Below are 22,724 nucleotides of genomic sequence, written 5' to 3'. Positions count from 1 at the left end.
AGGTATGAAATATTCAAATGCGACATGAGCCCGCTAAAGGGGCTTCACGGCAATAAAATTTCAGCACGGCATAGAAGCCCGATAATTCAGGCTTGCCGACCTGCAAAGGAAACGAGTGTGAGCGGTTTGGAATGAGCGGGGGGGTGAAACTGGCTGTGTCCGACCTGAAAGGCGAAGGCTTCGATCAGGGAGGTCTGTTCGCTGTCATCCAGGCTGAGTTGGCCGGTCTTCTGATCGATAAGCTCGAGTTGCCAGGCGATCAACGTCAGGCAGTCTTTCAGCGCACTCAGGGCCTGGTCGTGTAAATCCATGTGATTCTGCGCATGGCTGAGCAAACCATGAATGTGCAACGAAAATTCCGAAACGGCTGCCAAGGCAAGAGCATCGGCCTTGTTGGCCAGTTTGAGCAGGGTGCTCAGCATGCAGTCGATGGCGTCCTTGTCATTGCTGATCAGCTGCAAATGGCTCAGGCACTCCTCGGTTTTAACCAGCAGTGTTTCTGCTTCGACGAGAAATTCAGGGAGCCGGTTAGCCCATTCGTTACGATCGTTCGGCATGTCTATCTCCACAACGTCATGTCAAATGCGGGAGTGTCGTGTGTGTCGACGGGGACGATCATGGTCCCCGCATTGCCATGCCGTCGTGAGATCGCGCGCCGGCCTGTCTGGCTGCAGGCTGGGGAACTCGATAGGGTGGATGGCCACTTACCTGCGATCGCACACAAAAGCCTGACTCCGTTCATGCAATGAGAATGGCGTCACATTAATGGCTATTGGATATTGCGAATATCAGGTTGGGCCTGATTGTTACTAGGGGAATCCCTTACACAGGGGAACCAACCGAACGAAACGAGGTCTCGCGGCAGGCAATTGGGCAGATGAATCCGCCTGGCCAGTAAAACATGATGTTAATGTGACATCAATGTTTGTTCGTGGCATTTTACACGGGGGTCAAGGTCCGGCAAAAACAGCCGATAACCCCCTTTAGTGAATTCATCAGAACAAGCCCAGGAGTCATTGATGGCCGGCATTCTCGACACGGTAGACCAACGCACGCAACTGGTGGGTGAGAATCGCCTGGAAATTCTCATGTTCCGGCTGGCCGGACGTCAATTGTTCGCGATCAACGTGTTCAAAGTGCAGGAAGTGCTGCAACTGCCGAAGCTGACCCTGATGCCCCAGCGTCATCCGTTTGTTTGCGGCGTGGTGAATTTGCGTGGCCAGACCTTGCCAGTGATCGACCTGTCCCAGGCCATCGGCATGCGCCCGTTGGTGCCAGGCCCGACCAGTACGATCATCGTCACCGAGTACAACCGTTCGGTGCAGGCGTTCCTGGTTGGTGGCGTGGACCGTATCGTCAACATGAACTGGGAAGCCATTCTGCCGCCGCCGGCCAGCGCCGGTCGCCAGCATTATTTGACGGCTATCAGCAAGGTCGACGACCAGTTGGTGGAAATCATCGACGTCGAAAAAGTTCTCGCGGAAATCGTCCCGTACAACGCCAAGGTCTCGCGCGAAAAACTCGACGATCCGGTTCTGGAACGTGCCCGTGGCCGTGAAGTGCTGCTGGTGGACGACTCGAACGTGGCCCTGTCGCAATTGCGCGACACCCTGGGTCAACTGGGCGTGAAGATGCACATCGCCAGCGACGGCTTGAAGGCGCTGAACATGCTCAAGGCCTGGGCCGATACCGGTGTGAACATGACCGACAAACTGCTGATGATTTTTACCGACGCGGAAATGCCGGAAATGGACGGCTATCGCCTGACCACGGAAATCCGCAACGACCCGCGCTTGCGTGGCCTTTATGTGGTCCTGCATACCTCGTTGTCCGGCAGCTTCAACGACTCGATGGTGAAGAAGGTTGGCTGCGACAACTTCCTCTCCAAATTCCAGCCGGACAAACTCGTCGATGTGGTGCGCCAGCGTCTGATGCTCGACGAAGTGCCTGCCTGACCCAACACACTCCCACAGTTTTGGCCTTTGATTCGGTGATCAAGCTCGTATAGGGTGGCGTTTTTATCCACCAGGGAGCTGGCCATGTTGCGTCTGAGCGCGCTGTATCGTTATCCGTTGAAATCCGGCAAGGGCGAGATCCTGCAGCAGGTCAGCCTCGACAAGCTGGGCCTGGACGGTGATCGACGCTGGATGCTGGTGGACGAGGCCAGCGGGCGCTTTCTGACCCAGCGTGCCGTGGCGCAGATGAGTCAACTGTCGGCGTTGTGGAATGCCGACGGTGGCTTGACCCTCAGTGCGCCGGGCCGCTTACCGATCGATGTCGCCCTGCCTGCCAGCCACGCTGAACTGCGTGGCGTGACCATTTGGCGCGATACGTTGCGTGTGCCGGATGCCGGTGACGAGGCGGGTGCCTGGGTCAGTGAGTTCATTGGCAAACCGACTCGCCTGGTACAAGTCCCTCTTGATCGCGCACGGACCACCCAGGCCGGCTACGGCAAGGACGATGATCAGGTGGCCTTCGCCGATGGCTTTCCGCTGTTGCTGATCGGACAGGCCTCACTGGATGACTTGTCGCAAAAAGTCGGCCGCCCGCTGGAAATGCTGCGCTTTCGGCCCAACCTGGTGATCGAGGGCAGCGAGGCGTATGCCGAAGATGGCTGGAAGCGTATCCGCATCGGCGATGTCGAGTTCCGCGTGGTCAAGTCGTGTTCACGTTGCATTCTGACCACCATCGACCCGCAAACCGGTGAGCGCAGCGAAGATCGTGAACCTCTGGCTACATTGCAGAAATACCGTAGCGAAGCCGACGGCGCGATGTTCGGACAGAACCTGGTCAACGACAGCAATGGCCAACTTGAAGTCGGTATGCCGGTGACGATCCTTGAATAAGACCATCTGAATAACGGCCTTTGAAAAAAAAAGTGCCCGCATCCAAGGACGCGGGCATTTTTTTTTCGCTGTGAAACCCAGGGTTTTAGCCGCGGTATTCGCACAGGTAAGCGGTGTCGACGGCCACTTTCAGCTGGAACTTGCTGTTGGCGGGGACGTTGAACTGGCTGCCGGCGGAGAAGGTTTCCCAGTCGCTGCTGTCCGGCAGTTTGACGGTCAGGGCGCCGGACACCACGTGCATGATTTCACGCTGGCTGGTGCCGAATTCGTATTCGCCCGGTGCCATGACGCCGATGGTCGCAGGACCTTCAGCGGTGCCAAAGGCGATCGACTTGACGGTGCCGTCGAAGTACTCGTTGACTTTAAACATGGGCGATTCCTCGAAAAGGGCTGAAAAGGGCCGGCCAGTATGCACAAGGCCCATGCCGGCGTCACCTCTCTAAGACGGAAGAACCAATGGTAATAATCGTGCGGTATTGCGCGCATCTTCCAGCGCCCGATGTTGTTGGCCACTGAACTGCATGCCCGCCAGCTGCAGCGCGCCGTTGAGCCCTAACGGGCGTTCCAGACGTCGAGACTTGGCAAAGCGCTGTTTGAGGTTCATGTGCGGAACCCGGCTCAGGGCGCTGTCGAGTTGCAGGCGCTCCCACTCCTGGACCAGCTGTTTGCGATCGTAATCGCCCCAACTGGCCCAGCCTTCGAGGCGCGAGTGATGCTGGCCGAGCCAGTGTTCGAACGACGCCCAGACCTCGCTCAGAGACTGCGCGGCGTCGATGTTGGCCTGGGTGATGTGGGTCAGTTGCCGGCAAAACGGCGTCAGCAAAGGCCGACGCGTCGGGCGTACGAAGCGCTGAAAGCTATCCAGTTCTCGACCTTTTCGGTCCACCAGGGTGGCGCCGATTTCGATGATTTCCATTTCTGTTACTGGCCAACCACCCTCATCGGTGGTGGCTTCCAGATCAATGACCAGCCAGTGAGGCATCGCAGGGTTCCTGGTATCCGCGTCCTGATAGGGCTTGAGCGTAGCCAAACCCGGCGGATCCGCCTAGCGGCTTATTCGACCTCCAACAAAATCTGACGATTTTTCACCTGGTCACCGACCCTGACCTGCAAGCGTTTGAGCACGCCGTCGATGCCTGACTTAAGCGGATGCTCCATTTTCATGGCCTCCAGCACCACCAATAACTGGCCTTTACTGACAGGGCTGCCCTCGGTCACCAGCACGTCGACGATCGCCCCGTCCATCGGAGCCTTGAGGGTGCCGGAGCTGACGCTGGCCTGGCTGCTGACCAAGGCTTGCGTGCGGTCCATCAGCCGCACACTGCCGGGACGGGTGAACAGCCAGAGTTGCCCGGCCTCAAGACGGTAGGCATGGCGTCGGCGGACACCGTTGATGTCCAGGCTGGCCCAGCGTCCGTCGCACTGGATGATCTTCAATTCAAAGGGCACTGTTGCGACTTGAATCCGATACGGCTCACCCGATACAGCGTTCAACTCCACAGGCCAATCCTGATCCTCAAGGCCGATTCGATAGTGCAGCGGCACGCTGGCGTTGTTGCGCCAACCGGCCAGTGGCGCGTGATGAACCTGCGCCGAAGCCTGATAGAACAATGCCGCAGCGATGGCCAGTTCTTCGGCGCTCGGCACATGCGCATGCAGGCAAGGATGCTCGGCAAAGTGAGTCGGGATGAAGCCGGTACTGAACTCACCACTGATGAACTGCGGATGTTCGAGCAGGCTGGCGAGCAAACGCTGATTGCTCTGCACGCCGAGCAGCACGCTGTCCTGCACTGCCCGCAGCAGTTTGCGCCGGGCTTCTTCGCGGGTGGCGCCGTGGCTGATGATCTTGCCCAGCATCGGGTCATAAAACGGGCTGATGGTCTGGCCTTCGACCAAGCCATGATCGATTCGCACGCCGCTCTGCAACGCAGGCTCCCAGGCGGTGATGCGACCGGTCTGTGGCAGAAAACCGTGCGCCGGATCTTCGGCGTACAAGCGGACTTCCATGGCATGGCCGCTGAGCTGGACCTGCTCCTGGCGCAACGGCAACGGCAGCCCTTCGGCGACGTGCAACTGCCAGGCCACCAGATCGAGGCCGGTGATCAATTCGGTCACTGGGTGCTCCACCTGGAGACGGGTGTTCATCTCCAGAAAGTAAAACTGCCCGCGCGCATCCAGCAGAAATTCGACGGTGCCAGCGCCAACGTAATTCACTGCGCGACCTGCTTTTAGCGCCGCTTCACCCATGGCCTGACGCAACTCGGCGGTCATCACCGGGCAGGGCGCTTCTTCGATGACTTTTTGATGGCGACGCTGGATCGAGCAGTCGCGCTCGCCAAGGTAGACCAGGTTGCCGTGCAGGTCGCCGAACAGTTGAACTTCGACATGACGCGGGTCGATCAGCGCTTGCTCGAGGATCAGTTCGTCGCTGCCAAACCCATGCAGCGCTTCGGAGCGAGCGGTGCGCAGCTGTTCGAGCAAATCTTTGGCCTCGCGCACCAGGCGCATGCCACGCCCGCCACCGCCGGCACTGGCCTTGATCATCAGCGGATAGCCGATGCGTGCGGCTTCGCGGCTCAGGGTGGCGTCGTCCTGTTCTTCGCCCTGATAACCCTTGATACACGGCACACCGGCATCGAGCATGGCGAGTTTTGACAGGCGTTTGCTGCCCATCAGTTCGATGGCATCGGGACTGGGGCCGATGAAGGTGATGCCGGCATCCTGACAAGCGCGGGCGAACCCGGCGTTTTCCGAGAGGAAGCCATAGCCCGGATGGATCGCGTCAGCGCCGGTGCGCCGGGCGGCGTCGAGAATGGCCGGGATATTCAGATAGGACTGCTGCACCGGTGCCGGGCCGATGTTTACGGCTTCGTCGGCCAGTTGCACGTGCAGCGCATTGGCGTCGGCATCGCTGAACACCGCGACCGTGCGATAGCCCAGGGCCTGGGCGGTGCGCTGGATGCGGCAGGCTATTTCACCGCGGTTGGCGATCAGGATTTTTATGAGTCCGGGCATGTTTTATTCCCACGGTTTTGCGGTGGATGTGATGGCCTCATCGCGAGCAGGCTCGCTCCCACAGGGGAATGCATTTCAAATGTGGGAGCGGGCTTGCTCCGGGCGGCGTTCCGACGATGCTTTTAAGGCGCCCAGCCCGGTTTACGCTTTTGCACGAAAGCCATGGTCCCCTCAATACCTTCAGCCCCGGTCACCGCCTCGCTGAACCAGTCGGCCGCTTCATCCAGCAACGCATTCGAGGGTTGTCCGGCACTCGCCAGCAACAGCTTTTTGGTCGTCGCATTCGCCTCCGGCGCGCAGCACAACACATGGGCCAGAATTTCATCGAGACGCTCGGCCAACGCTTGCGCGTCATGCTCGACAAAATGCACCAGCCCCATGCGCCGTGCGTGTGTGCCATCGAAACGTGCCGCGGTCAGCGCCAGTCGACGTGTCTGGGTCAGGCCGATTCGCTGCACCACGAACGGTGCGATCTGCGCAGGCAGAAGGCCGAGGCTGGTTTCCGGCAGACCGAATTGCGCCTGGTGATCGGCCAAGGCGACATCGCTGACGCAGGCCAGCCCCAAACCACCGCCGAGCACCGCGCCTTGCAGCACCGTGATCACCACTTGCGGCGCGTGTTGCACCTCTTGCAGCAGCGCACCGAATGCGCGATTCAAGTCGCGATAGGCGCTCGGGCCTTGAGCGCGTGCGTTGGCCATGTCCTTGATGTCGCCACCGGCGCAAAAATGCCCGCCGGCACCACCGATCACCAAGGCACGAATCCCACGGTCATCGCGCACGGCCAACAGCACCGCACGCAGTTCCGCGACCATCAGCAGGCTCATGGCATTGCGGCTTTCGGGGCGGTTGAGGGTGATGTGCAGGACGCCGTTGTGCGATTCCAGCAACAAGGTCTGGCAAACCGGCAGGGCGCTCATTTGTTTTTCCCCGGCAGGATGCCCATGAGTTTGCAGATGATCCCCAGCATGATTTCGTCGGCACCGCCGCCGATCGACACCAGCCGCACGTCACGGTACGCGCGGGCTACCGGGTTATCCCACATGAAGCCCATGCCGCCCCAATATTGCAGGCAGCTGTCGCTGACTTCCCGGCCCAGGCGCCCGGCCTTGAGTTTGGCCATCGACGCCAGGCGGGTGACGTCCTGGCCTTTGATGTATTGCTCGGTGGCCTGATAGACCAATGCCCGCAGGCATTCGATTTCGGTTTGCAGTTCGGCCAGGCGAAAGTGGATGACCTGATTGTCGATCAGCGCATTGCCGAAGGTTTTACGTTCCTTGCAGTACTCGATGGTGCTGTCGACGCAGTACTCCAGGCCTTTGATCATGTTCGCCGCGCCGAACAGCCGCTCCTCCTGGAACTGCAGCATTTGCATCATGAACCCCGCGCCTTCGTGGCCGATGCGGTTGCGTTGCGGCACGCGCACGTTGTCGAAAAACACCTGGGCGGTTTCCGAACTGCGCATGCCGAGCTTGTCCAGGTGCGAACTGAGGCTGATGCCCGGGGTGTTCATCGGCACCATGATCAGCGACTTGTTGATGTGCGGTTTGTCGTCTGAAGTGTTGGCCAGCAGGCAGATGAAATCCGCGCTCGGCGAGTTGGTGATCCACATCTTGCTGCCGTTGATCACGTAGTCGTCGCCGTCCTTGCGGGCGGTGGTTTTCAAACCGGCCACATCGGAACCGGCGCCGACTTCGGAAACACCGATGGAACCGACCTGCTCGCCAGTGATCGCCGGTCGCAGGAATTCTTCACGCAGCTCATCGGAGCCGAAGCGGGCGAGGGCCGGGGTGCACATGTCGGTCTGCACGCCAATGGACATCGGAATGCCGCCGCAATGGATGGTGCCGAACTCTTCAGCCGCGACGATCGAATAGCTGTAGTCGAGCCCCATGCCGCCAAACTTTTCCGGTTTGGAAATCCCCAACAGGCCGAGCTCGCCGGCCTTGCGGAAGAGCTCGTGGATCGGAAAGCGTCCGGCCTTTTCCCATTCATCGACGTGGGGATTGATCTCGTGATCGACGAATTGGCGGACAGTGCGGCGCAGTGCTTCGTGTTCCTGGGTGAAGATCATTCTTATTGTTCTCCTGACGAACCCGATCGTTCCCACGCTCTGCGTGGTAACGCCTCTATGGACGCGCTGCGTCCGCTCTTGGGACGCGGAGCGTCCCTGGCTGCATTCCCACGCAGAGCGTGGGGACGATCAAAATCTAGCGACGCCGAAGCTGTTGGATTGCAATGGCCGCACTTCAGCCTCATGGCAGATATCCAGCAAGTACCCGAGCAAGGTCCGGGTATCGCGAGGATCGATCAACCCGTCGTCCCACAAGCTGGCGCTGCCGTACAGCGCGGTGGACTGGCTGTCGAGTTTCTGCGCGGTGACCTGTTCCAGCATGTCGAGCATTTTCGGGTCGGGTACCAGGCCGTCCTTGGCCTGTTTGGCCTCGGTGACGATCCGCAGCACTTTGCCGGCCTGGGCGCCGCCCATCACCGCCGTGCGGCTGTTGGGCCAGGCGAAGATGAAGCGCGGGTCGAGGCCGCGGCCGCACATCGCGTAGTTACCGGCGCCATAGGAGCCACCGACGACGATAGTCAGTTTAGGCACCCGGGCATTGGCCACCGCTTGAATCATTTTCGCGCCGTGTTTGATCACGCCCTGCTGCTCCGACTCGGTGCCGACCATGAACCCGGTGGTGTTGTGGAAGAACAGCAACGGCGTCTTGCTCTGATCACAGAGCTGAATGAACTGCGCCGCCTTGCTCGCACCCTTGGGCGTGATCGGCCCATTGTTGCCAATGAACCCGCAGGCGCGGCCTTGAATCTGCAAATGGCCGCAGACGGTTTGCTGATCGAACTCGCCCTTGAATTCGAGAAAGTTCGAGCCGTCGGCTATCCGCGCGATGATTTCGCGCACGTCGTAAGGTTTTTTCGCATCGTCGGGAATCAGCCCGAGCAACTCATCGATGGGGTAGAGCGGTTCTTCCCAGTGACGTTCGGGTAGCCATTGCAGCTGATCGTTCCACCGCAGCAGGCCGACAATCTCGCGCACCAGGCGCACGCCGTCGGCATCGTTCTCGGCCAGGTATTCAGCGGTGCCGGCGATCTGCGCATGCATCTCGGCGCCGCCCAATGCTTCATCGGTGGCGACTTCGCCGGTGGCAGCCTTGAGCAACGGCGGGCCGGCCAGAAACAGCTTCGCCTTGCCACGCACCACCACGACGTAATCCGACAACCCTGGCTGATAGGCGCCGCCCGCCGTGGCCGAGCCATGGACCACGGTGATTTGCGGCAGGCCCATGGCCGACATCCGCGCCTGATTGGCAAAGCTGCGGGCGCCTTCGACGAAAATCTCCGCCGCATAATTGAGGTTGGCGCCACCGCTTTCGGCCAGGGTAATGACCGGCAGTTTGTTCTCCATGGCGATCTGTTGCAGGCGCAGGGATTTTTTCAAACCGCTGGGGGAAATGGTCCCGCCCTTGATCGCACTATTGTTTGCCACTACTAGTACGCGCACGCCGGACACGTAGCCGATCCCGGCGATCAACCCGCCGCCTGCCGAGCTGCCGTCCTTGTCATCGTGCAACTTGTAGCCCGCCAGGCTCGCCAGTTCGAGAAACGGTGCGCCAGGGTCGAGCAGCAGATTGAGGCGTTCACGGGGCAACAATTGGCCGCGCTTGTCGAACCTGGGTTTGGCCTCGGCCGCTTTGTTCAGCAGGTTCTGTTCGAGCTGGCGGACATGCTCGATGCCGACCAGCATCGCCGCGCGATTGCGGGCGAACTGTTCGCTGAATGGGTCCACTTGCGACTGAATCACCGGCATGACTTATTCCTTGTCCTTGAGCACGTCAGGCAGGTAGGCACGGTGAAAACCGTTATACGACTCGCTGATCTGCGCCTTGTGTATCGGCCAGGCACGCCCGCCGAGGCTGGCGGCGCCGTCGATGCGCAAGGTGCTGCCACTGACAAATGCCGCGGCCGGGCTGAGCAGGAAAACGATCGCCGCGCTGACTTCCGATTCGGTGCCGATGCGTTTCAGCGGCACGTGTTCGCGCAAGGTCGGGATCACCGCTTTGAACGCGCCTTCGTAGGTGTCCATGCCGCTGGACGCGATCCAGCCCGGCGCCACGGCGTTGACCCGCACCCCGGCATAACCCCATTCGAACGCGGCGGTCTTGGTGAGGTTGTCCATGCCTGCACGGGCCGCGCCCGAGTGGCCCATGCCGGGCATGCCGCCCCACATGTCGGCGAGCATGTTGACGATGGCACCGCCGTGTTTGCTCATGGATTGGTTGAACACTTCCCGGGCCATCAGGAAGCCGCCCATCAGGTTGGTACGCAACACCGTATCGAAGCCTTTCTGATTGATCGACGCCAGCGGCGACGGGTACTGCCCGCCAGCATTGTTGACCAGGCCGTGAATCGGTCCGTGCTTGCGGATCAATTCGCTGACCACATGCTTGACCGTTTCTTCCTCACGAATGTCGCAGACCATCCAGTCAGCCTTGCCGCCATCTTCGGTAATCTCGGCCGCGACGTTTTTCAGCTTGTCAGCCTTGCGCCCGAGCAGCAGCACATGGGCGCCGAGGGCCGCCAGTTCGTGAGCGGTGCAACGGCCGATGCCGCTGCCGCCACCGGTGACGATGATGTTTTGGCCTGCAAACAAGTCGGCTTTGAAAATCGAATCGTAAGCCATGGCGACAGTCCTCTAGTTGACCCGGTCGGCGATGCGCTGCGGCACCGGTATCTGGATTTCCAGCAGTTGCTGGGCGAAGGCTTTGCCTTGCGGGTCGATCCGCAGGCTGGCCACGCCACCGCCTCCCAGGGCGTTTTCCAGCAGAAAATTAAGGCTGTGGGTGCCCGGCAGGTACCAGCGTTCGACGCGTCCGTGGATCGGATCGAGGACATGACTCATCCAGTCGACGATCACTGCCGGCGTCAAGGCTTCGGCAATCCACGGCAGGTACTCCGGCTCGCGGGCCATGACGCCGATGTTGCTGTGGTTGCCCTTGTCACCGGAGCGCGCCACGGCGAGTTTGACCAGGGCCACGCTGGCATCGGCTCGGCCCGAGGGTTTCGGTGGGGCGTACGCCACGGGCAGGTCGGCGGTGTCGATTGCATCAACGGCGGGCAAGGCACAGGGGTGGCGCTGGCTCTTGAGATCAATTTCCAGCGTGCAGGCGGTTTTGTCGATAAGGAAGGAGAACAGCCGGATCAGCGGATACACCGTCGGCCGGCCACCGACAATCCCGGTCAACCCCGGTGCCATGCCTGTGGCGGCCTGGGCGATCTCCCGGGAAAACACAATCAACGCCTGTTTGCCCGGATGGCGCACCGCGAGTTTGATCACCACTTCGCGGCTGTCCTGACGCTGACCGTGGGGCCCGTAAGTGGCCTCGCTGCCAAGCAATTCGATGTTCACTTCGCTGTAGGGTGGCCAACCGCGCTGACTGAAGATTTCCGAGGTCTTGTTGATGATGGCTTCGCTGACTCGACGCGCCTTGTCGACCGCATCGATCCCGGCGATCAGGCAACTGGCGGTGCAGCGGAAACCGTCCGGGTACGTCGCGCTGACTTTGTACTGATCGGTCGGCGCCAGGCCTTTTGCGCCGTGTACCTGAACCGCGTTTTTGCCTTGTTGCACGAGTTTGACTTCAGTGAAATCGCAGACCACGTCCGGCAGCAGATACGCCTGCGGGTTGCCGATTTCATACAGCATTTGCTCGCCGACCGTCAGGGGAGTGACCAGGCCGCCGGAGCCGTCGGGTTTACTGACGATGAACTGGCTGTCGGCGCTGACTTCAACGATGGGAAAGCCGATGTGTTCGTAGTCGGGCACCTCGCGCCAATCGGTGAAGTTGCCGCCGGTGCACTGGGCGCCACATTCGATGAGGTGCCCGGCCAATGCCGCCTGGGCGAGTTTGTCGTAGTCGTGCCAGGACCAGCCGAATTCATGCACCAGCGCGGCGCTGACCACGGCGCTGTCGACCACGCGGCCGGTGATGACGATGTCGGCGCCCAGACGCAGGGCCTCGACGATGCCCGGTGCGCCGAGGTAGGCGTTGGTCGAGACACACATCGGCGGCAGGGGCGCGCCGCTGAACATTTCATGGATACCGCTGCTGCTCAGCTGTTTGAACTGCGGCTGCAGGTCATCGCCCAGCAACACGGCGATTTTCAGCGTCACTCCGGCCTGGTCGCAAGCCGCTTGCAAAGCGGCGGCGCAGGCTTGCGGATTGACCCCGCCGGCGTTGCTGATGACACGGATTTTCTGTTCGGCCAGTTGACCCAGCAGCGGGCTCAGGACTTCGATGAAGTCGCTGGCGTAACCGGCCTGGGGATCTTTCATCCGCGCACCGGCCATGATCGACATCGTAATTTCGGCCAGATAATCGAACACCAGATAATCCAGGCGCCCACCTTCCACCAGTTGCGCGGCGGCGGTCGAGGTGTCGCCCCAGAAGGCACTGGCGCAACCGATGCGGATTGTCTTGGGCACAGTCAACTCCATAGTCACCTGCGATAGAAGTGCGTCGAGACTACCAAGCAAGCGCTTGGTTTGTAAACGGTATAAATATCTTCGGCCCGAGCGCTTGCTTGGTTGCGCCGTCCAGCTTAAATTGCCCGCGCAAGCCCGCGGTTTTAGCGGCGTGCGGCGTATTTGATTGATTCGACTGTAGGAGAGAACGGGTGGACGAGCAAAAAGCCCTGAGGGTGATGCGCGAATTGGTCGACAGCGGCCAATTGACCGACCCGGACAGCGCCCGCGGCAAACTGCTGCAAGTGGCGGCTCACCTGTTCCGCAACAAAGGTTACGAACGTACCACCGTGCGCGATCTGGCCGGCGCCGTGGGGATTCAGTCCGGCAGCATTTTCCATCACTTCAAAAGCAAGGACGAGATCCTGCGGGCGGTGATGGAAGAAACCATTCGCTATAACACTGCGTTGATGCGTGCAGCCTTGGCAGAAGCCGACAGTGTGCGCGAGCGGGTATTGGCGCTGATTCGTTGTGAATTGCAGTCGATCATGGGCGGCAGCGGCGAGGCCATGGCGGTATTGGTATATGAGTGGCGCTCGCTGTCCGCAGACGGGCAGGCGCAAGTGCTGGCGCTGCGCGACATTTATGAAGAACTCTGGCTTCAGGTGCTGGGCGAAGCCAAGCAGGCCGGTTTTATTCGCGGCGATGTGTTCATTACCCGCCGTTTTCTGACCGGGGCGTTGTCCTGGACCACCACCTGGTTTCGCGCAGGCGGCAGCATGAGCCTCGATCAATTGGCCGATGAGGCATTGATTCTGGTGCTGGAAGAAAAGCAGTAAGTTTGTTTTGAAACAGAAGAAAACTGGCTAAGTAGCCGAAACCGCCTAGCTTGAATGCATTGAGGCGTTTTTTTTGGGGAGTGGGTTGTTTTGATGTCTTCGCCAATTCGGACGGTTTCGCGGCTTTTGCTGGCGACGCTTGCGCTGTTATGCATGGTTCCGTCCCAGGCTGCACAGCTGGTTCGGGTCGGTGCCGCACATTTTCCCCCTTATACCGTGCGCCCGGAATCCGGTGCCGACACCGGTTTGCTGCCGCAGTTGGTCGAGGCACTCAATGCCTTGCAGAGCGACTATCAGTTTGTGTTGGTGCCGACTTCCATTCCCCGACGTTTCGGCGACTTCAAGCAAGGCCGGGTGGACATGGCGATTTTCGAGAACCCGGACTGGGGCTGGAAGGACATCCCGCACACCACCGTCGACATGGGGCTGGAAGACGCCGAGATTTTTGTCGCGCAACGCCAGCCCGATGGCCAGCCGGTTCGCCAGCAGAATTATTTTGCCGACCTCGCCGGCAAGCGCCTGGCGCTGTTCAGCGGCTATCACTATGAATTCGCCAACTTCAATGCCGATCCAAAATTCCTCGCGCAAAACTACGATGCAACGTTGACGTATTCCCACGACAGCAACCTGCTGATGGTGCTGCGTGGGCGTGCCGACGTTGCCCTGGTGACGCGCTCCTATCTGAGCGATTACCTGCTGCGTAACGAGAAAGTCGCCGATCAGCTGCTGGTGTCCCAGCGTATCGACCAGATCTATCACCACTACGCCATCCTCCGGCCGGCCGCACCGATCACTGGCGAGGCTTTCGGCAAATTGCTGCAAGGGTTGCGGGACAATGGCCAACTGCTGAAGATTTTCGATCCCTACAAGATCGCCGTGGTGCCGGTTCCGGGTACCTGAGATCTGTGTGTAAGCCTTGAAGGGCAGCCGCTGATTCAGCTGCACCTGACTCGAGAGCCCGCGCTGCAAGTTCAAGTAGAAGGCAGATTACAGGTCTTAGCGACGGGCAAAGGTATCCACACGACTCCCCGACACCTTGCGGCAGTGCCCCAATGCATCGCGAATCATGAAGTTCACCAGCGTCGGCGAGACGCCAAGCTCCTTGGCGATGTCTTTTTGCGGCACGCCGTGCAGGCGGTACATCTCGAAGGCGTAGCGGGTGCGGCTAGGCAGCTCGGTCAGCGCGTCGGCGATGTGTTCCAGCGTCGAGAAGTTGATGTGCGAGGTTTCCGGTGAAGCACCTTGAATCACCACGTTCAGGCCTTCCTCCTCAGATCCTGAATACTTCTGCTCCAGCGCCTGTTTGCGGTAGTGATCGATTGCCAGGTTGCGCACGATCTGGAACAGGTAGCTCATCTGAGCCTTGAACGAGGACGTGATCTGCGGCGCTGATTGCAGTCGGAAGAACGCATCCTGCACCACGTCTTCAGCACGCGATCGGCAGCCGGTAATGCGGGCGGCAATCTTGACCAGAATCAGTCGATTGTCGACGAATACTTGAAGTAGCGGTGAATCGCACCTGCTTGTGGACACTTGTTCCGTCATTGGAAATCACCTTGCTCCAAATAGGTTGGCGGGACGGCAAGCGGGGGCTGAGCCGTCCAACACGTCGAGCAACAAATTATTATTAATGATAATTATTGTCAAATGAGAATTAGAACTAATGCCCCTTTGAGGTGCAGAGTGAGAACTGCGACACGCTGGGTTAATCAAGTAGCGCCTGCGCACTGAAATGCCGGAGTACATGGTTCCGCTGCGATGGCGTCACCGAAATTTGCGCGGATTTGCGCGTTGACTGTCGCTTCGGACCGGCTCAGGCTGCCTGTGCTTTTTTGGGTGGATCGCAATTCACAAAGGAGACAGTCAATGCCCTTCGTTACGGTTGATGGACAACCCCTTCACTACACTGATCAAGGCACCGGCCCAGCCGTTCTGCTGGCCGGCAGTTACCTGTGGGACCAGGCCATGTGGGCGCCGCAGATTGCCGCCCTGTCCCAGCAATACCGGGTGATTGCTCTGGACCTCTGGGGCCATGGTGAATCCGGGCCGCTACCCCACGGCACGCAATCGCTGGATGACATTGCGCGCCAGGCACTGGCGTTGCTCGATCACCTGGACATCGACCGTGTCACGCTGGTCGGTCTGTCGGTCGGCGGCATGTGGGGCGTGCGTCTGGCGCTGTCGGCGTCGCAGCGGATCAATGCTCTGGTGCTGATGGACACCTACGTCGGCGTCGAGCCGGAACCGACTCGCCAATACTACTTCTCGCTGTTCAAACAGATCGAAGATACCGGCGTGATCGCACCGCAGCTGCTCGACATCGTCGTGCCGATCTTCTTCCGTCCGGGCATCGATCCGCAGTCGGCGCTGTACCAGGACTTCCGCGCCCAACTGGCCGCGCTGCCGCCGGAGCGTCTGCGCGAGAGCATCGTGCCGATGGGGCGGATTACGTTTGGGCGGGACGATTTGTTGCCGCGACTGGGCGAGTTGGATCCTGATACCACGCTGCTGATGTGCGGCGATCAAGACAAACCGCGGCCGCCATCGGAAACGAGGGAGATGGCCGGGTTGATCGGATGCCCGTATGTATTGGTGCCAGAGGCGGGGCATATCTCCAATTTGGAGAATCCGCAGTTTGTTACTAAGGCCTTGCTGGTGTTCCTGGCAGACAGGAGTTCGTGTGACACTTGATAAAAAGATTGTTAGAGCGCGGCCCGAACCTTCGGTGCGAGTAACTCGGTAGGCGTTACCGAAGGTTCAGGTGTGCTGGGACTATTTATAAAACAATGAGCTGGGTGAATGTAGCGTTACGGAAATGAGTTGTGCCAACGCCATTCAGTATGGTCAGTATTAATTCCCAGGCCTCGGAGTTTTTCTTCTACGTACTTTAAACATGCACCGCCATCTGGAATGTAATGCCCGGACGCGTCATTTACCAGTCCGATGACATCACGAATGCCTGAGCGGTCCTGAATATTATCCAGTCTGAATTCGCCCGCACATATAACGGGTCTACCACCGCCCAGTTGGCTGTGTCTTATATAATCGTTACGTGCTTCGTGCTTCCAAAGCTTATAGATAATCGAACCTTCGGGAGTGTACACCCAGGTGTAACTGTCATGGGAACCGTTGACGTTCAGGATTTCGGTCTGTCGACTTTTCAAACGTTCGCCCACCAGTTTTCCGTCAATCATTCCAACCAGCTGGCCTACACCATCGATTTTTGATGGATCATAAGTCCGCCACGACCGAAGGTCGCCGATCCACGGCAACCAGCGAACGGGGTAGGTCTGGGTGTTCACATCTATGGGGCGGTAGTCGGTGTTGACCCACTCGGACCACGATATTTGTCCGGCCCATATTTGCTGTAAGTTAACGGAGTGGTTGGAGAGCCATTGGTGGATTTTCTTAAAGGATGTATTGGTAAAAATACGGTTGGCGGTCAGTATCAGTGACTCCAGCTCCCAATCATCGCTGGCGATCGGATGCTCGACTGGAAGTTGATATAGTGAAATATTATTCAGTTCGCTGATATGAATGCTTTGCTTGCCGAAGAGGCGGGGAATATCTATGTCGACAGTGATGGCCTGGCCCGCTCTAGGGGCGTCGCAAAATAATTGCTTGTTTTCATGGTGACCCATGCTTATATAGATTTTGTCGTCGGTGCCCGCAAATGATTTGTTCTGGATGGTTGCCGATATGCTGAGCTCTGTAATGTCGGCGCTGCGCTCAAAGTTACGCATTTCGTCGGTGAGGAAGTTCATGTTTTAGTGTCCTTTCTGTATGTCGAGGTCCTTCGTTTTCAGAAAGGTAAATGATTGTTTTATTGATGTCTCGTCGGGAGTGCTACGGAATATTAAAGTTGCCGCACAGATGATTCAGGGGAACATATCCCCCTGCGTATGCGGTCAGCGGGCAGGGGGGGCTTGGCTATAAGTTGGGAATGTCAGGTGCGTGGCCCGAGAATTTGCACCAACTTGTCCGGCGACGGCGCGCCTTGCTGTTGTTGCAGCTCGCCCTTGCCGTCCATGTAGAAAATCGCCGGGGTGGCCTGCAGCTCCAGGTCTTCCATCAACTGCATGTTCGCCGCCAGTTTCGCCTGAATCGCCGGGGGCACGTCCTTCAGGGCTTTCAGCGAGCTCTTCTTGCCTGACTTCTCATGGTCTTCCAGCGCTTTCTGCGGATCCTTGGCGGCCAGCAATGCAGCCGATTTCCCTGGACTGTCTTCGCGAATGATGCCGACCATGATGTGCCGCAGCTGCACCTTGCCCGCCTTGACCCATGGCCGCGCCTGCTCCCAGAACACGTTGCAATAAGGGCAGTTCGGATCGCTGAACAGGTACACGATCCGCGGTGCATCGTCCTTCCCGTCGGCGATCCAGTTGCTGGCTTCCATCTTGCCCCAGATTTCCTTGGCCATCGGTGCATAAACCAGCTTCTGCAACGGTGCGCTGCTCAGGTCGTTGCCGTCGGCATCGTACAGATTGCCGAGCAGCACGTGCTTGCCATCCGGGGTCAGGTACAACGCCATGCCCCGGTTCTGGTACTGCGCCGCATAACCGCGCAGGCCATCGGGCGCGTCGAATTGGCCGACGATTTTCGCGCCCTTGGCTTCGATTTTCTTGATCGCTTCGGGCAATTCTTCGGCGGCCTGCACTGAGGGTAAATGCAGCAGGGCAGCGCCCAGGGTCAACGTCAGCAGGTGGCGGAGGCGGGGCATGGCAATTTCCTTGAATAGGTGGCCGGTACGGCAGGATTCGGGGTGTCGAAGTTTTCCAGGGCGCGGGCCAGGCTCGCTTCCGACAGCTCACCCAGATGGCTGCCCAGCAGGCGACCTTCGGGGCTATAGAACAGCGTAGTCGGCAACGCCATGGAGCCGACGGCCTGACCCAATCGGCCACTGCCGTCGAACAGCACGTTGGAGAGGCTCAGGCCTTGGGTTTCCAGAAACGTACTGACACTTTGCATGCTTTCAGCCTGATTGACGAACAGGAACGTCAGGTCCGGGCGGTGTTGCTGGGCGTTTTCCAGTACCGGCATTTCCCGACGGCACGGCGGACACCAGGTGGCCCAGAGATTGATCACCAACGGGCCGCCCTGGTAATCGGCCAGTTGCACGGTTTCACCGGCGGCATTGCGCAGGGTGATTTCCGGCAGGCGCGTGCCTTGTTCGTAAATAGTCAGGGAGAAGGTCGCCAGCAACCAGAACGCCAGGCCACTGGCCACGCCAAAGCCCAACGGCCGGCGCAAGCCCGGGCGACGCCAGCCTCGATACAACGCCGCAAGTAGCAGCACGATCACACCGGGCCAGGCGAGGAAACCGCCGTCGCGCAGGTCGATGATCTGCCAGGGATCGTCGCGATAATGGGCCCAGTAACCGGCCACGAAACCGACCCGGGCAGCCACCAAGCCCAGCAGGAACAGGCTGAACAGCACCGACTCCGGATTCTCGCCGCCGCGCTTGGCCACCCGCCAGCCGACGAAAGTCGCCAACGCCAGGGCGCTGATCAGCAGCAGGTGATTAAGCGCGATGGCAAAAGTGCCGAGGGTAAAGGTCAGCATTAACGGGCGTCTCGGGTTGTGGTCCAGCGTTGCAGGAAGGTGCCGGCATCGACTTCACCGGTGATGCGCTGGCTCCGACGCTCGATGCCGTCGGCACCGATCCACAGCAGGCTCGGTGGCCCCGGCACTTTATAACGGCCGAGCAGTTCGCGGCTGGCGGCATTGTCGGCGGTGACGTCCAGCCGTAGCAAGCGCACATCGCTCAAGGCCTCCAGTACGTGGGCTTTGCCGAACACCTGTTTTTCCATGACCTTGCACGACACGCACCAGTCGGCGTAGTAGTCCAGCAAGACCCATTGGCCCTGAGCCTGTGCCGCATCGAGCTCCCGTTGCAGAGCTGTCGGGTCCTTGATCGTGGTGAATGCGTCATGGCCGACCGGATAGGCGGCGCTGCTCGAGTTCGAAGCGCTGTAGACCTGCAAAGGCTTCATCAAGTCGTCGCTGCCACCGGCGGCACCGATCATCAACAGGCTGCCCCACACACCCAACAAGAGTGAGCTGGCGCCGAACACATGGGCGACGCGACCGAAACCCTCCGATTGCTTCCAGGCGCTGTACGCGGCAATCAGCAGCAACCCACCGCACAAACCAATCCACAGTGATTCGTCCAGCACCGGGCGCAGCATCAGCAATGCGGTGGCGAGGAACAGGAAGCCGAACACACCCTTGAGCAGGTTCATCCACGCACCGGGTTTGGGCAGGAAACGATTGCCGACGGTGACCAACAGCAGCAGCGGCACACCGATGCCGATGCCCATGACGAACAGAATCAGCCCGCCATGCAGCGCATTGCCGCTTTGCGCGATGTAGAGCAAGGCGCCCGCCAGCGGGGCGGTCATGCACGGCCCCACCAGCAAACCGGACAAGGCGCCCAACACTCCGGCCCCGAACAGGCTGCCGCCACGCTGATTGCGCGAGACATTTTCCAGTCGATCACGCACGGTCACCGGCAGTTGCAACTCGAAGAAACCGAACATCGGCAATGCCAGCAACACAAACACCGCAGCGAAACTGCCCAGCAACCAAGGGTTTTGCAACAACGCCTGCAAATTTGCCCCGAGCATTGACGCCAGCACGCCCATCGCCGCATACACCAGCGCCATGCTCACGACATAGCTGGTGGCCAAGGCGAAACCGCGTTTGGGTGTGGCGCCACTACCGACGATCAAACCCGCCAGAATCGGCAGCATCGGTAACGAGCAAGGCGTGAAGGCCAGCAACAGCCCCAGACCAAAGAACACCAGCAAGCTCCAGCCCAGCGCCCGTTGTTGCAGGCCGCTGGCCAGGGCTTGGTCCGGTGCTTCGTCTGTCGCAGCGATAGCGGAGGTACCGCCCAGATCCACGACCTGAGTGTGCGGCGGATAACACAAGCCAGCGTCGGCACAGCCCTGGAAGCCCACTTTGATTTGCCCGGTGGCACCGGCCGCAATCTTCAGCTCCAGACCCTGGCGATAGACCTGCTGTTCGCCGAAGAACTCATCGCTGTGCGCTTCGCCTTCAGGTAACGCGGGATGCTGCTCAGCGGGCAAGCCATCGAACTTCAGGCGTTTCTGATACAGGTAATAGCCGTCGGCGATCTGCCAATAGAGCTGGGTTTCGCCCGACTCAAGACGCTCGGACGTGAAGACGAACGCTTTTTCCACCGGCAAAAAATCAGGTTTGGTCTCGAACGGATTGGTCCCTGCCTGGGCCACGCCCGAGATCAAGAGAGCAAAAAACAAAAACAGTCGACGCATGGGTAAGCCTTATCCCTGTGCAAGTGAGGTGCACAATGGGAGGCGGCGATTAACCGATGATTAACCACAGTGGCCTTGTGGCAATGGCGCTTGCGGCATAATGTCCGCTTAATCGGCCTCCGGCCTACTCACCTTTTTTTCAACAGGTCTCACCATGCACGTACTGGTTTGCGAAGACGATGAGTTGATCGCCAGCGGCATTGTCGCCGGCCTCACCGCTCAGGGCCTGACGGTAGAGCATGTCGCCACTGCCTCGTCGGCCCGGGCGATGCTCAAGGTCGCCGAGTTCGATGTGATGGTGCTCGACCTCGGTCTGCCCGATGAAGATGGCCTGAAGCTGTTGCAGCAATTGCGTCACAGCGGTCTGGAAATCCCGGTGCTGATCCTCACCGCCCGGGATTCAGTCACCGACCGCGTCGACGGCTTGCAGGCGGGCGCCGACGATTACTTGCTCAAGCCTTTCGACCTGCGCGAACTCGCCGCGCGCCTGCATACCTTGCTGCGACGAGTGGCCGGACGCAGCGTCAACTTGATCGAACATGGTCGCCTGACTTACGACCCGAGCAGCCGCGAAACCATGCTTGGCGGCCAGCCGGTGGACCTTTCCCGTCGTGAGCAGTCGTTGTTGCAGGCCTTGCTGCATAATCGGGGCCGGGTGCTGTCCACCGAGCAACTCAAAGACAGCGTCTACGGTTTCAACGATGAACTGGAAAGCAACGCCCTCAACGTGCATATCCATCACCTGCGACGCAAACTCGGCAATGGCATTGTCGAGACGGTGCGCGGCCTGGGCTATCGCCTGGGGCCGGCTGATGGTGCAGAGGAATTGAAAAAGTGATGAGCCTGCGTTCGCGCCTGAGCCTGACACTCGGCGCCGCTTTTGCGCTGATCTGGGCCTTGGCGGCAGCCTGGATGCTCAGCGACCTGCGCAATCAGATGATGTTTTCCCTCGACCAGCGGTTGGTGGCCTCGGCACGAATGGTCGCCGGCCTGATGGAACAATTGCCGCCATTGCCGAGCAAGGGCGAGGGCACCCATTTCAGTGCTGAACAACTGAACCTCCCCGGTGGCATGGCCTGCCAGGTCAGTTCATTGCGTGGCGAAATCCTCGCCCGCAGTCACACCGATCCGCAACAAACCCTCGAAGCCGAGAAAATGGGCTTCCACGACCAGATGATCGACGGTGCACCGTGGCGCAGTTTCACCCTGGCCCGCGGCGACGTGCGCATCACCACCGCTGATCGGCAGATCGAACGTGAGGCGCTGAACATGTCGATCCTGCTGGCCGCTTCGGTGCCGGTGGGCGTGGCGTTGCTGGGCTGCCTGTGCCTGCTCTGGCTGGGAATCGGCCAGGGGCTGGCGCCGCTGAATCGCATGCGTGACGCCTTGATGCGCCGTAGCGCCGATTCTCTCGAACCTTTGCAAATCCAGCCGCTGCCCAGCGAACTGCAACCGTTGCTGGACACCCAGAATCAGCTGTTCCAACGGATAGGCAAGACCATCGAACGCGAGCGCCGCCTGACCGGTGACGCTGCCCATGAATTGCGCAGCCCGCTGACAGCGATCAAGACCCACCTGCAAGTGGCGCGCATGACCGACGGCGCGGCCCGCGATCAATCCCTGGCCCGGGCCGAAGAGGGCGCCGATCGCCTGCACCGGACCCTTGAACAATTGCTGTTGCTGGCGCGGGTCGAGGGCAGTCTGTCGTTTGATGACGGCGTGCAATGCAGCGCCGAGCAGGTGGCGAAACTGGCAATTCAGGACGCCGCCAGCGGTGATCGTCAGCGGATCAAATTTCAGCTGCCGCCGAAAATCTCCCACGCCCCGGTGCAAATGCCCGCGGTGCTGTCGATTGCCGCGCTACGTAACCTGCTGGACAACGCGCTGCGGCATACCCCGGGCGACGGCGCGGTGGAACTGAGCCTGGAAACCACCGGCAATCGCGTGCAGTTCCTGGTTCGCGATCATGGGCCGGGCATTGCCGAAGACGATCTGCAGCATTTGACCCAACGCTTCTGGCGCAACGGCCAGAGCACCGGCTGCGGCCTGGGGCTGGCGATTGTCCAGGCGATTGTCCAGCGTTGCGGCTGTACGTTGCATTTCGACAGCCGGCCGGACGGGTTGCGGGTTGAGTTGACGATGCCGTTGCAACCTATCTAACAAGCACAAAAATCCCCCTGTGGGAGATTCTATGGTTGAGGGAAAGCCCTCAACTGGCTTTTGGTTGATATTCGCTTTGCCCTTTCAGCAA

21 protein-coding genes are annotated in these 22,724 nt (G+C 59.8%); 7 read left to right on the top strand and 14 right to left on the bottom strand.

All coding sequences use genetic code 11. The annotated features are described in order from the left end of the window. Nucleotides 1–86: 86 nt before the first annotated feature. A complete protein-coding gene (locus tag AC3WP4_RS10100) occupies nucleotides 87–557 on the bottom strand; it encodes a hypothetical protein (RefSeq protein WP_074878779.1) in 471 nt (156 codons plus the stop codon). A 462-nt stretch (nucleotides 558–1,019) separates the two neighbouring features. On the opposite strand from AC3WP4_RS10100, the gene AC3WP4_RS10095 reads away from it, so the two are divergent. After that, a complete protein-coding gene (locus AC3WP4_RS10095; protein WP_074878777.1) occupies nucleotides 1,020–1,955 on the top strand; it encodes a chemotaxis protein CheV in 936 nt (311 codons plus the stop codon). 84 nt (nucleotides 1,956–2,039) lie between these two features. Continuing rightward, nucleotides 2,040–2,846: an MOSC domain-containing protein gene (locus AC3WP4_RS10090; protein ID WP_102614792.1), complete on the top strand. Its 807-nt coding sequence runs from the start codon at nucleotides 2,040–2,042 to the stop codon at nucleotides 2,844–2,846. A gap of 85 nt (nucleotides 2,847–2,931) precedes the next feature. On the opposite strand, the gene ppnP is transcribed toward AC3WP4_RS10090, so the two are convergent. The 8 genes from ppnP to AC3WP4_RS10050 form a co-directional block, all read right to left on the bottom strand. Continuing rightward, nucleotides 2,932–3,216, bottom strand: a complete 285-nt coding sequence (gene ppnP, locus AC3WP4_RS10085; protein ID WP_074878773.1) for a pyrimidine/purine nucleoside phosphorylase — start codon at nucleotides 3,214–3,216, stop codon at nucleotides 2,932–2,934. Nucleotides 3,217–3,285: 69 nt separating this feature from the next. Further along, entirely contained in the window at nucleotides 3,286–3,828 is a 543-nt protein-coding gene (locus AC3WP4_RS10080) for a 3'-5' exonuclease (protein ID WP_074878771.1), read from the bottom strand. A gap of 71 nt (nucleotides 3,829–3,899) precedes the next feature. Further along, a complete protein-coding gene (locus tag AC3WP4_RS10075; protein WP_102614791.1) occupies nucleotides 3,900–5,861 on the bottom strand; it encodes an acetyl-CoA carboxylase biotin carboxylase subunit in 1,962 nt (653 codons plus the stop codon). A 122-nt stretch (nucleotides 5,862–5,983) separates the two neighbouring features. Beyond that, a complete protein-coding gene (locus AC3WP4_RS10070; protein WP_102614789.1) occupies nucleotides 5,984–6,781 on the bottom strand; it encodes an enoyl-CoA hydratase/isomerase family protein in 798 nt (265 codons plus the stop codon). Continuing rightward, nucleotides 6,778–7,935 carry a citronellyl-CoA dehydrogenase gene (gene atuD / locus AC3WP4_RS10065; protein ID WP_102614788.1) on the bottom strand — a complete coding sequence of 386 codons (1,158 nt, stop codon included), beginning with the start codon at nucleotides 7,933–7,935 and terminating at the stop codon, nucleotides 6,778–6,780. Before atuD ends, AC3WP4_RS10070 begins: the two co-directional genes overlap by 4 nt. Nucleotides 7,936–8,064: 129 nt before the next feature. Beyond that, a complete protein-coding gene (gene atuC, locus AC3WP4_RS10060; RefSeq protein ID WP_102614787.1) occupies nucleotides 8,065–9,681 on the bottom strand; it encodes a geranyl-CoA carboxylase subunit beta in 1,617 nt (538 codons plus the stop codon). 3 nt (nucleotides 9,682–9,684) lie between these two features. Next, nucleotides 9,685–10,554, bottom strand: coding sequence for an SDR family oxidoreductase (locus tag AC3WP4_RS10055; protein WP_102614786.1), 870 nt, complete (start codon nucleotides 10,552–10,554; stop codon nucleotides 9,685–9,687). Between the two features lie 12 nt (nucleotides 10,555–10,566). Next, on the bottom strand, nucleotides 10,567–12,357 hold the full coding sequence (locus AC3WP4_RS10050) for an acyclic terpene utilization AtuA family protein (RefSeq protein ID WP_173860448.1): 1,791 nt from the start codon (nucleotides 12,355–12,357) through the stop codon (nucleotides 10,567–10,569). A 191-nt stretch (nucleotides 12,358–12,548) separates the two neighbouring features. On the opposite strand from AC3WP4_RS10050, the gene AC3WP4_RS10045 reads away from it, so the two are divergent. Both AC3WP4_RS10045 and AC3WP4_RS10040 read left to right on the top strand, forming a co-directional pair. Continuing rightward, the gene (locus tag AC3WP4_RS10045; protein WP_102614784.1) at nucleotides 12,549–13,175 is read left to right on the top strand and encodes a TetR/AcrR family transcriptional regulator; all 627 of its coding nucleotides are present in this window, start codon (nucleotides 12,549–12,551) and stop codon (nucleotides 13,173–13,175) included. Nucleotides 13,176–13,268: 93 nt separating this feature from the next. Then, on the top strand, nucleotides 13,269–14,075 hold the full coding sequence (locus tag AC3WP4_RS10040) for a substrate-binding periplasmic protein (RefSeq protein WP_074878756.1): 807 nt from the start codon (nucleotides 13,269–13,271) through the stop codon (nucleotides 14,073–14,075). Between the two features lie 96 nt (nucleotides 14,076–14,171). Here the strand turns inward: AC3WP4_RS10040 and AC3WP4_RS10035 are convergent, their stop codons facing one another. Continuing rightward, on the bottom strand, nucleotides 14,172–14,720 hold the full coding sequence (locus tag AC3WP4_RS10035; RefSeq protein ID WP_074878754.1) for an RNA polymerase factor sigma-70: 549 nt from the start codon (nucleotides 14,718–14,720) through the stop codon (nucleotides 14,172–14,174). A 321-nt stretch (nucleotides 14,721–15,041) separates the two neighbouring features. Between AC3WP4_RS10035 and AC3WP4_RS10030 the strand changes: the two genes are divergently transcribed. Then, on the top strand, nucleotides 15,042–15,866 hold the full coding sequence (locus AC3WP4_RS10030; protein WP_102614783.1) for an alpha/beta fold hydrolase: 825 nt from the start codon (nucleotides 15,042–15,044) through the stop codon (nucleotides 15,864–15,866). A 116-nt stretch (nucleotides 15,867–15,982) separates the two neighbouring features. On the opposite strand, the gene AC3WP4_RS10025 is transcribed toward AC3WP4_RS10030, so the two are convergent. The 4 genes from AC3WP4_RS10025 to dsbD form a co-directional block, all read right to left on the bottom strand. Then, a complete protein-coding gene (locus AC3WP4_RS10025; protein WP_074878748.1) occupies nucleotides 15,983–16,939 on the bottom strand; it encodes a hypothetical protein in 957 nt (318 codons plus the stop codon). A gap of 182 nt (nucleotides 16,940–17,121) precedes the next feature. Beyond that, nucleotides 17,122–17,895 carry a thiol:disulfide interchange protein DsbG gene (gene dsbG, locus AC3WP4_RS10020; RefSeq protein WP_074878746.1) on the bottom strand — a complete coding sequence of 258 codons (774 nt, stop codon included), beginning with the start codon at nucleotides 17,893–17,895 and terminating at the stop codon, nucleotides 17,122–17,124. Beyond that, nucleotides 17,871–18,737: a TlpA disulfide reductase family protein gene (locus AC3WP4_RS10015; protein ID WP_102614782.1), complete on the bottom strand. Its 867-nt coding sequence runs from the start codon at nucleotides 18,735–18,737 to the stop codon at nucleotides 17,871–17,873. The genes dsbG and AC3WP4_RS10015 overlap by 25 nt, the downstream gene beginning before the upstream one ends. Beyond that, nucleotides 18,737–20,473, bottom strand: a complete 1,737-nt coding sequence (gene dsbD / locus AC3WP4_RS10010; RefSeq protein WP_102614781.1) for a protein-disulfide reductase DsbD — start codon at nucleotides 20,471–20,473, stop codon at nucleotides 18,737–18,739. Before dsbD ends, AC3WP4_RS10015 begins: the two co-directional genes overlap by 1 nt. A gap of 154 nt (nucleotides 20,474–20,627) precedes the next feature. On the opposite strand from dsbD, the gene AC3WP4_RS10005 reads away from it, so the two are divergent. Continuing rightward, a complete protein-coding gene (locus AC3WP4_RS10005) occupies nucleotides 20,628–21,311 on the top strand; it encodes a response regulator (protein WP_074878741.1) in 684 nt (227 codons plus the stop codon). Beyond that, nucleotides 21,308–22,633 (top strand): ATP-binding protein, encoded by a 1,326-nt coding sequence (locus tag AC3WP4_RS10000; RefSeq protein ID WP_102614780.1) that lies wholly within the window; start codon nucleotides 21,308–21,310, stop codon nucleotides 22,631–22,633. Before AC3WP4_RS10005 ends, AC3WP4_RS10000 begins: the two co-directional genes overlap by 4 nt. Nucleotides 22,634–22,724 lie beyond the last annotated feature (91 nt).

The sequence above is a fragment of the Pseudomonas sp. FW305-20 genome (assembly GCF_058788075.1).
The sequence above is the reverse complement of the archived record's forward strand: the minus strand, read 5'-3'. Positions and strand labels throughout refer to the sequence as shown.

Bases quoted from the DNA above. Each gene is read 5' to 3' on its own strand.
- AC3WP4_RS10100 (WP_074878779.1), bottom strand. From the start codon at position 557: ATGCCGAACGATCGTAACGAATGGGCTAACCGGCTCCCTGAATTTCTC.
- AC3WP4_RS10095 (WP_074878777.1), top strand. From the start codon at position 1,020: ATGGCCGGCATTCTCGACACGGTAGACCAACGCACGCAACTGGTGGGT.
- AC3WP4_RS10090 (WP_102614792.1), top strand. From the start codon at position 2,040: ATGTTGCGTCTGAGCGCGCTGTATCGTTATCCGTTGAAATCCGGCAAG.
- ppnP (WP_074878773.1), bottom strand. From the start codon at position 3,216: ATGTTTAAAGTCAACGAGTACTTCGACGGCACCGTCAAGTCGATCGCC.
- AC3WP4_RS10080 (WP_074878771.1), bottom strand. From the start codon at position 3,828: ATGCCTCACTGGCTGGTCATTGATCTGGAAGCCACCACCGATGAGGGT.
- AC3WP4_RS10075 (WP_102614791.1), bottom strand. From the start codon at position 5,861: ATGCCCGGACTCATAAAAATCCTGATCGCCAACCGCGGTGAAATAGCC.
- AC3WP4_RS10070 (WP_102614789.1), bottom strand. From the start codon at position 6,781: ATGAGCGCCCTGCCGGTTTGCCAGACCTTGTTGCTGGAATCGCACAAC.
- atuD (WP_102614788.1), bottom strand. From the start codon at position 7,935: ATGATCTTCACCCAGGAACACGAAGCACTGCGCCGCACTGTCCGCCAA.
- atuC (WP_102614787.1), bottom strand. From the start codon at position 9,681: ATGCCGGTGATTCAGTCGCAAGTGGACCCATTCAGCGAACAGTTCGCC.
- AC3WP4_RS10055 (WP_102614786.1), bottom strand. From the start codon at position 10,554: ATGGCTTACGATTCGATTTTCAAAGCCGACTTGTTTGCAGGCCAAAAC.
- AC3WP4_RS10040 (WP_074878756.1), top strand. From the start codon at position 13,269: ATGTCTTCGCCAATTCGGACGGTTTCGCGGCTTTTGCTGGCGACGCTT.
- AC3WP4_RS10035 (WP_074878754.1), bottom strand. From the start codon at position 14,720: ATGACGGAACAAGTGTCCACAAGCAGGTGCGATTCACCGCTACTTCAA.
- AC3WP4_RS10030 (WP_102614783.1), top strand. From the start codon at position 15,042: ATGCCCTTCGTTACGGTTGATGGACAACCCCTTCACTACACTGATCAA.
- AC3WP4_RS10025 (WP_074878748.1), bottom strand. From the start codon at position 16,939: ATGAACTTCCTCACCGACGAAATGCGTAACTTTGAGCGCAGCGCCGAC.
- dsbG (WP_074878746.1), bottom strand. From the start codon at position 17,895: ATGCCCCGCCTCCGCCACCTGCTGACGTTGACCCTGGGCGCTGCCCTG.
- AC3WP4_RS10015 (WP_102614782.1), bottom strand. From the start codon at position 18,737: ATGCTGACCTTTACCCTCGGCACTTTTGCCATCGCGCTTAATCACCTG.
- dsbD (WP_102614781.1), bottom strand. From the start codon at position 20,473: ATGCGTCGACTGTTTTTGTTTTTTGCTCTCTTGATCTCGGGCGTGGCC.
- AC3WP4_RS10005 (WP_074878741.1), top strand. From the start codon at position 20,628: ATGCACGTACTGGTTTGCGAAGACGATGAGTTGATCGCCAGCGGCATT.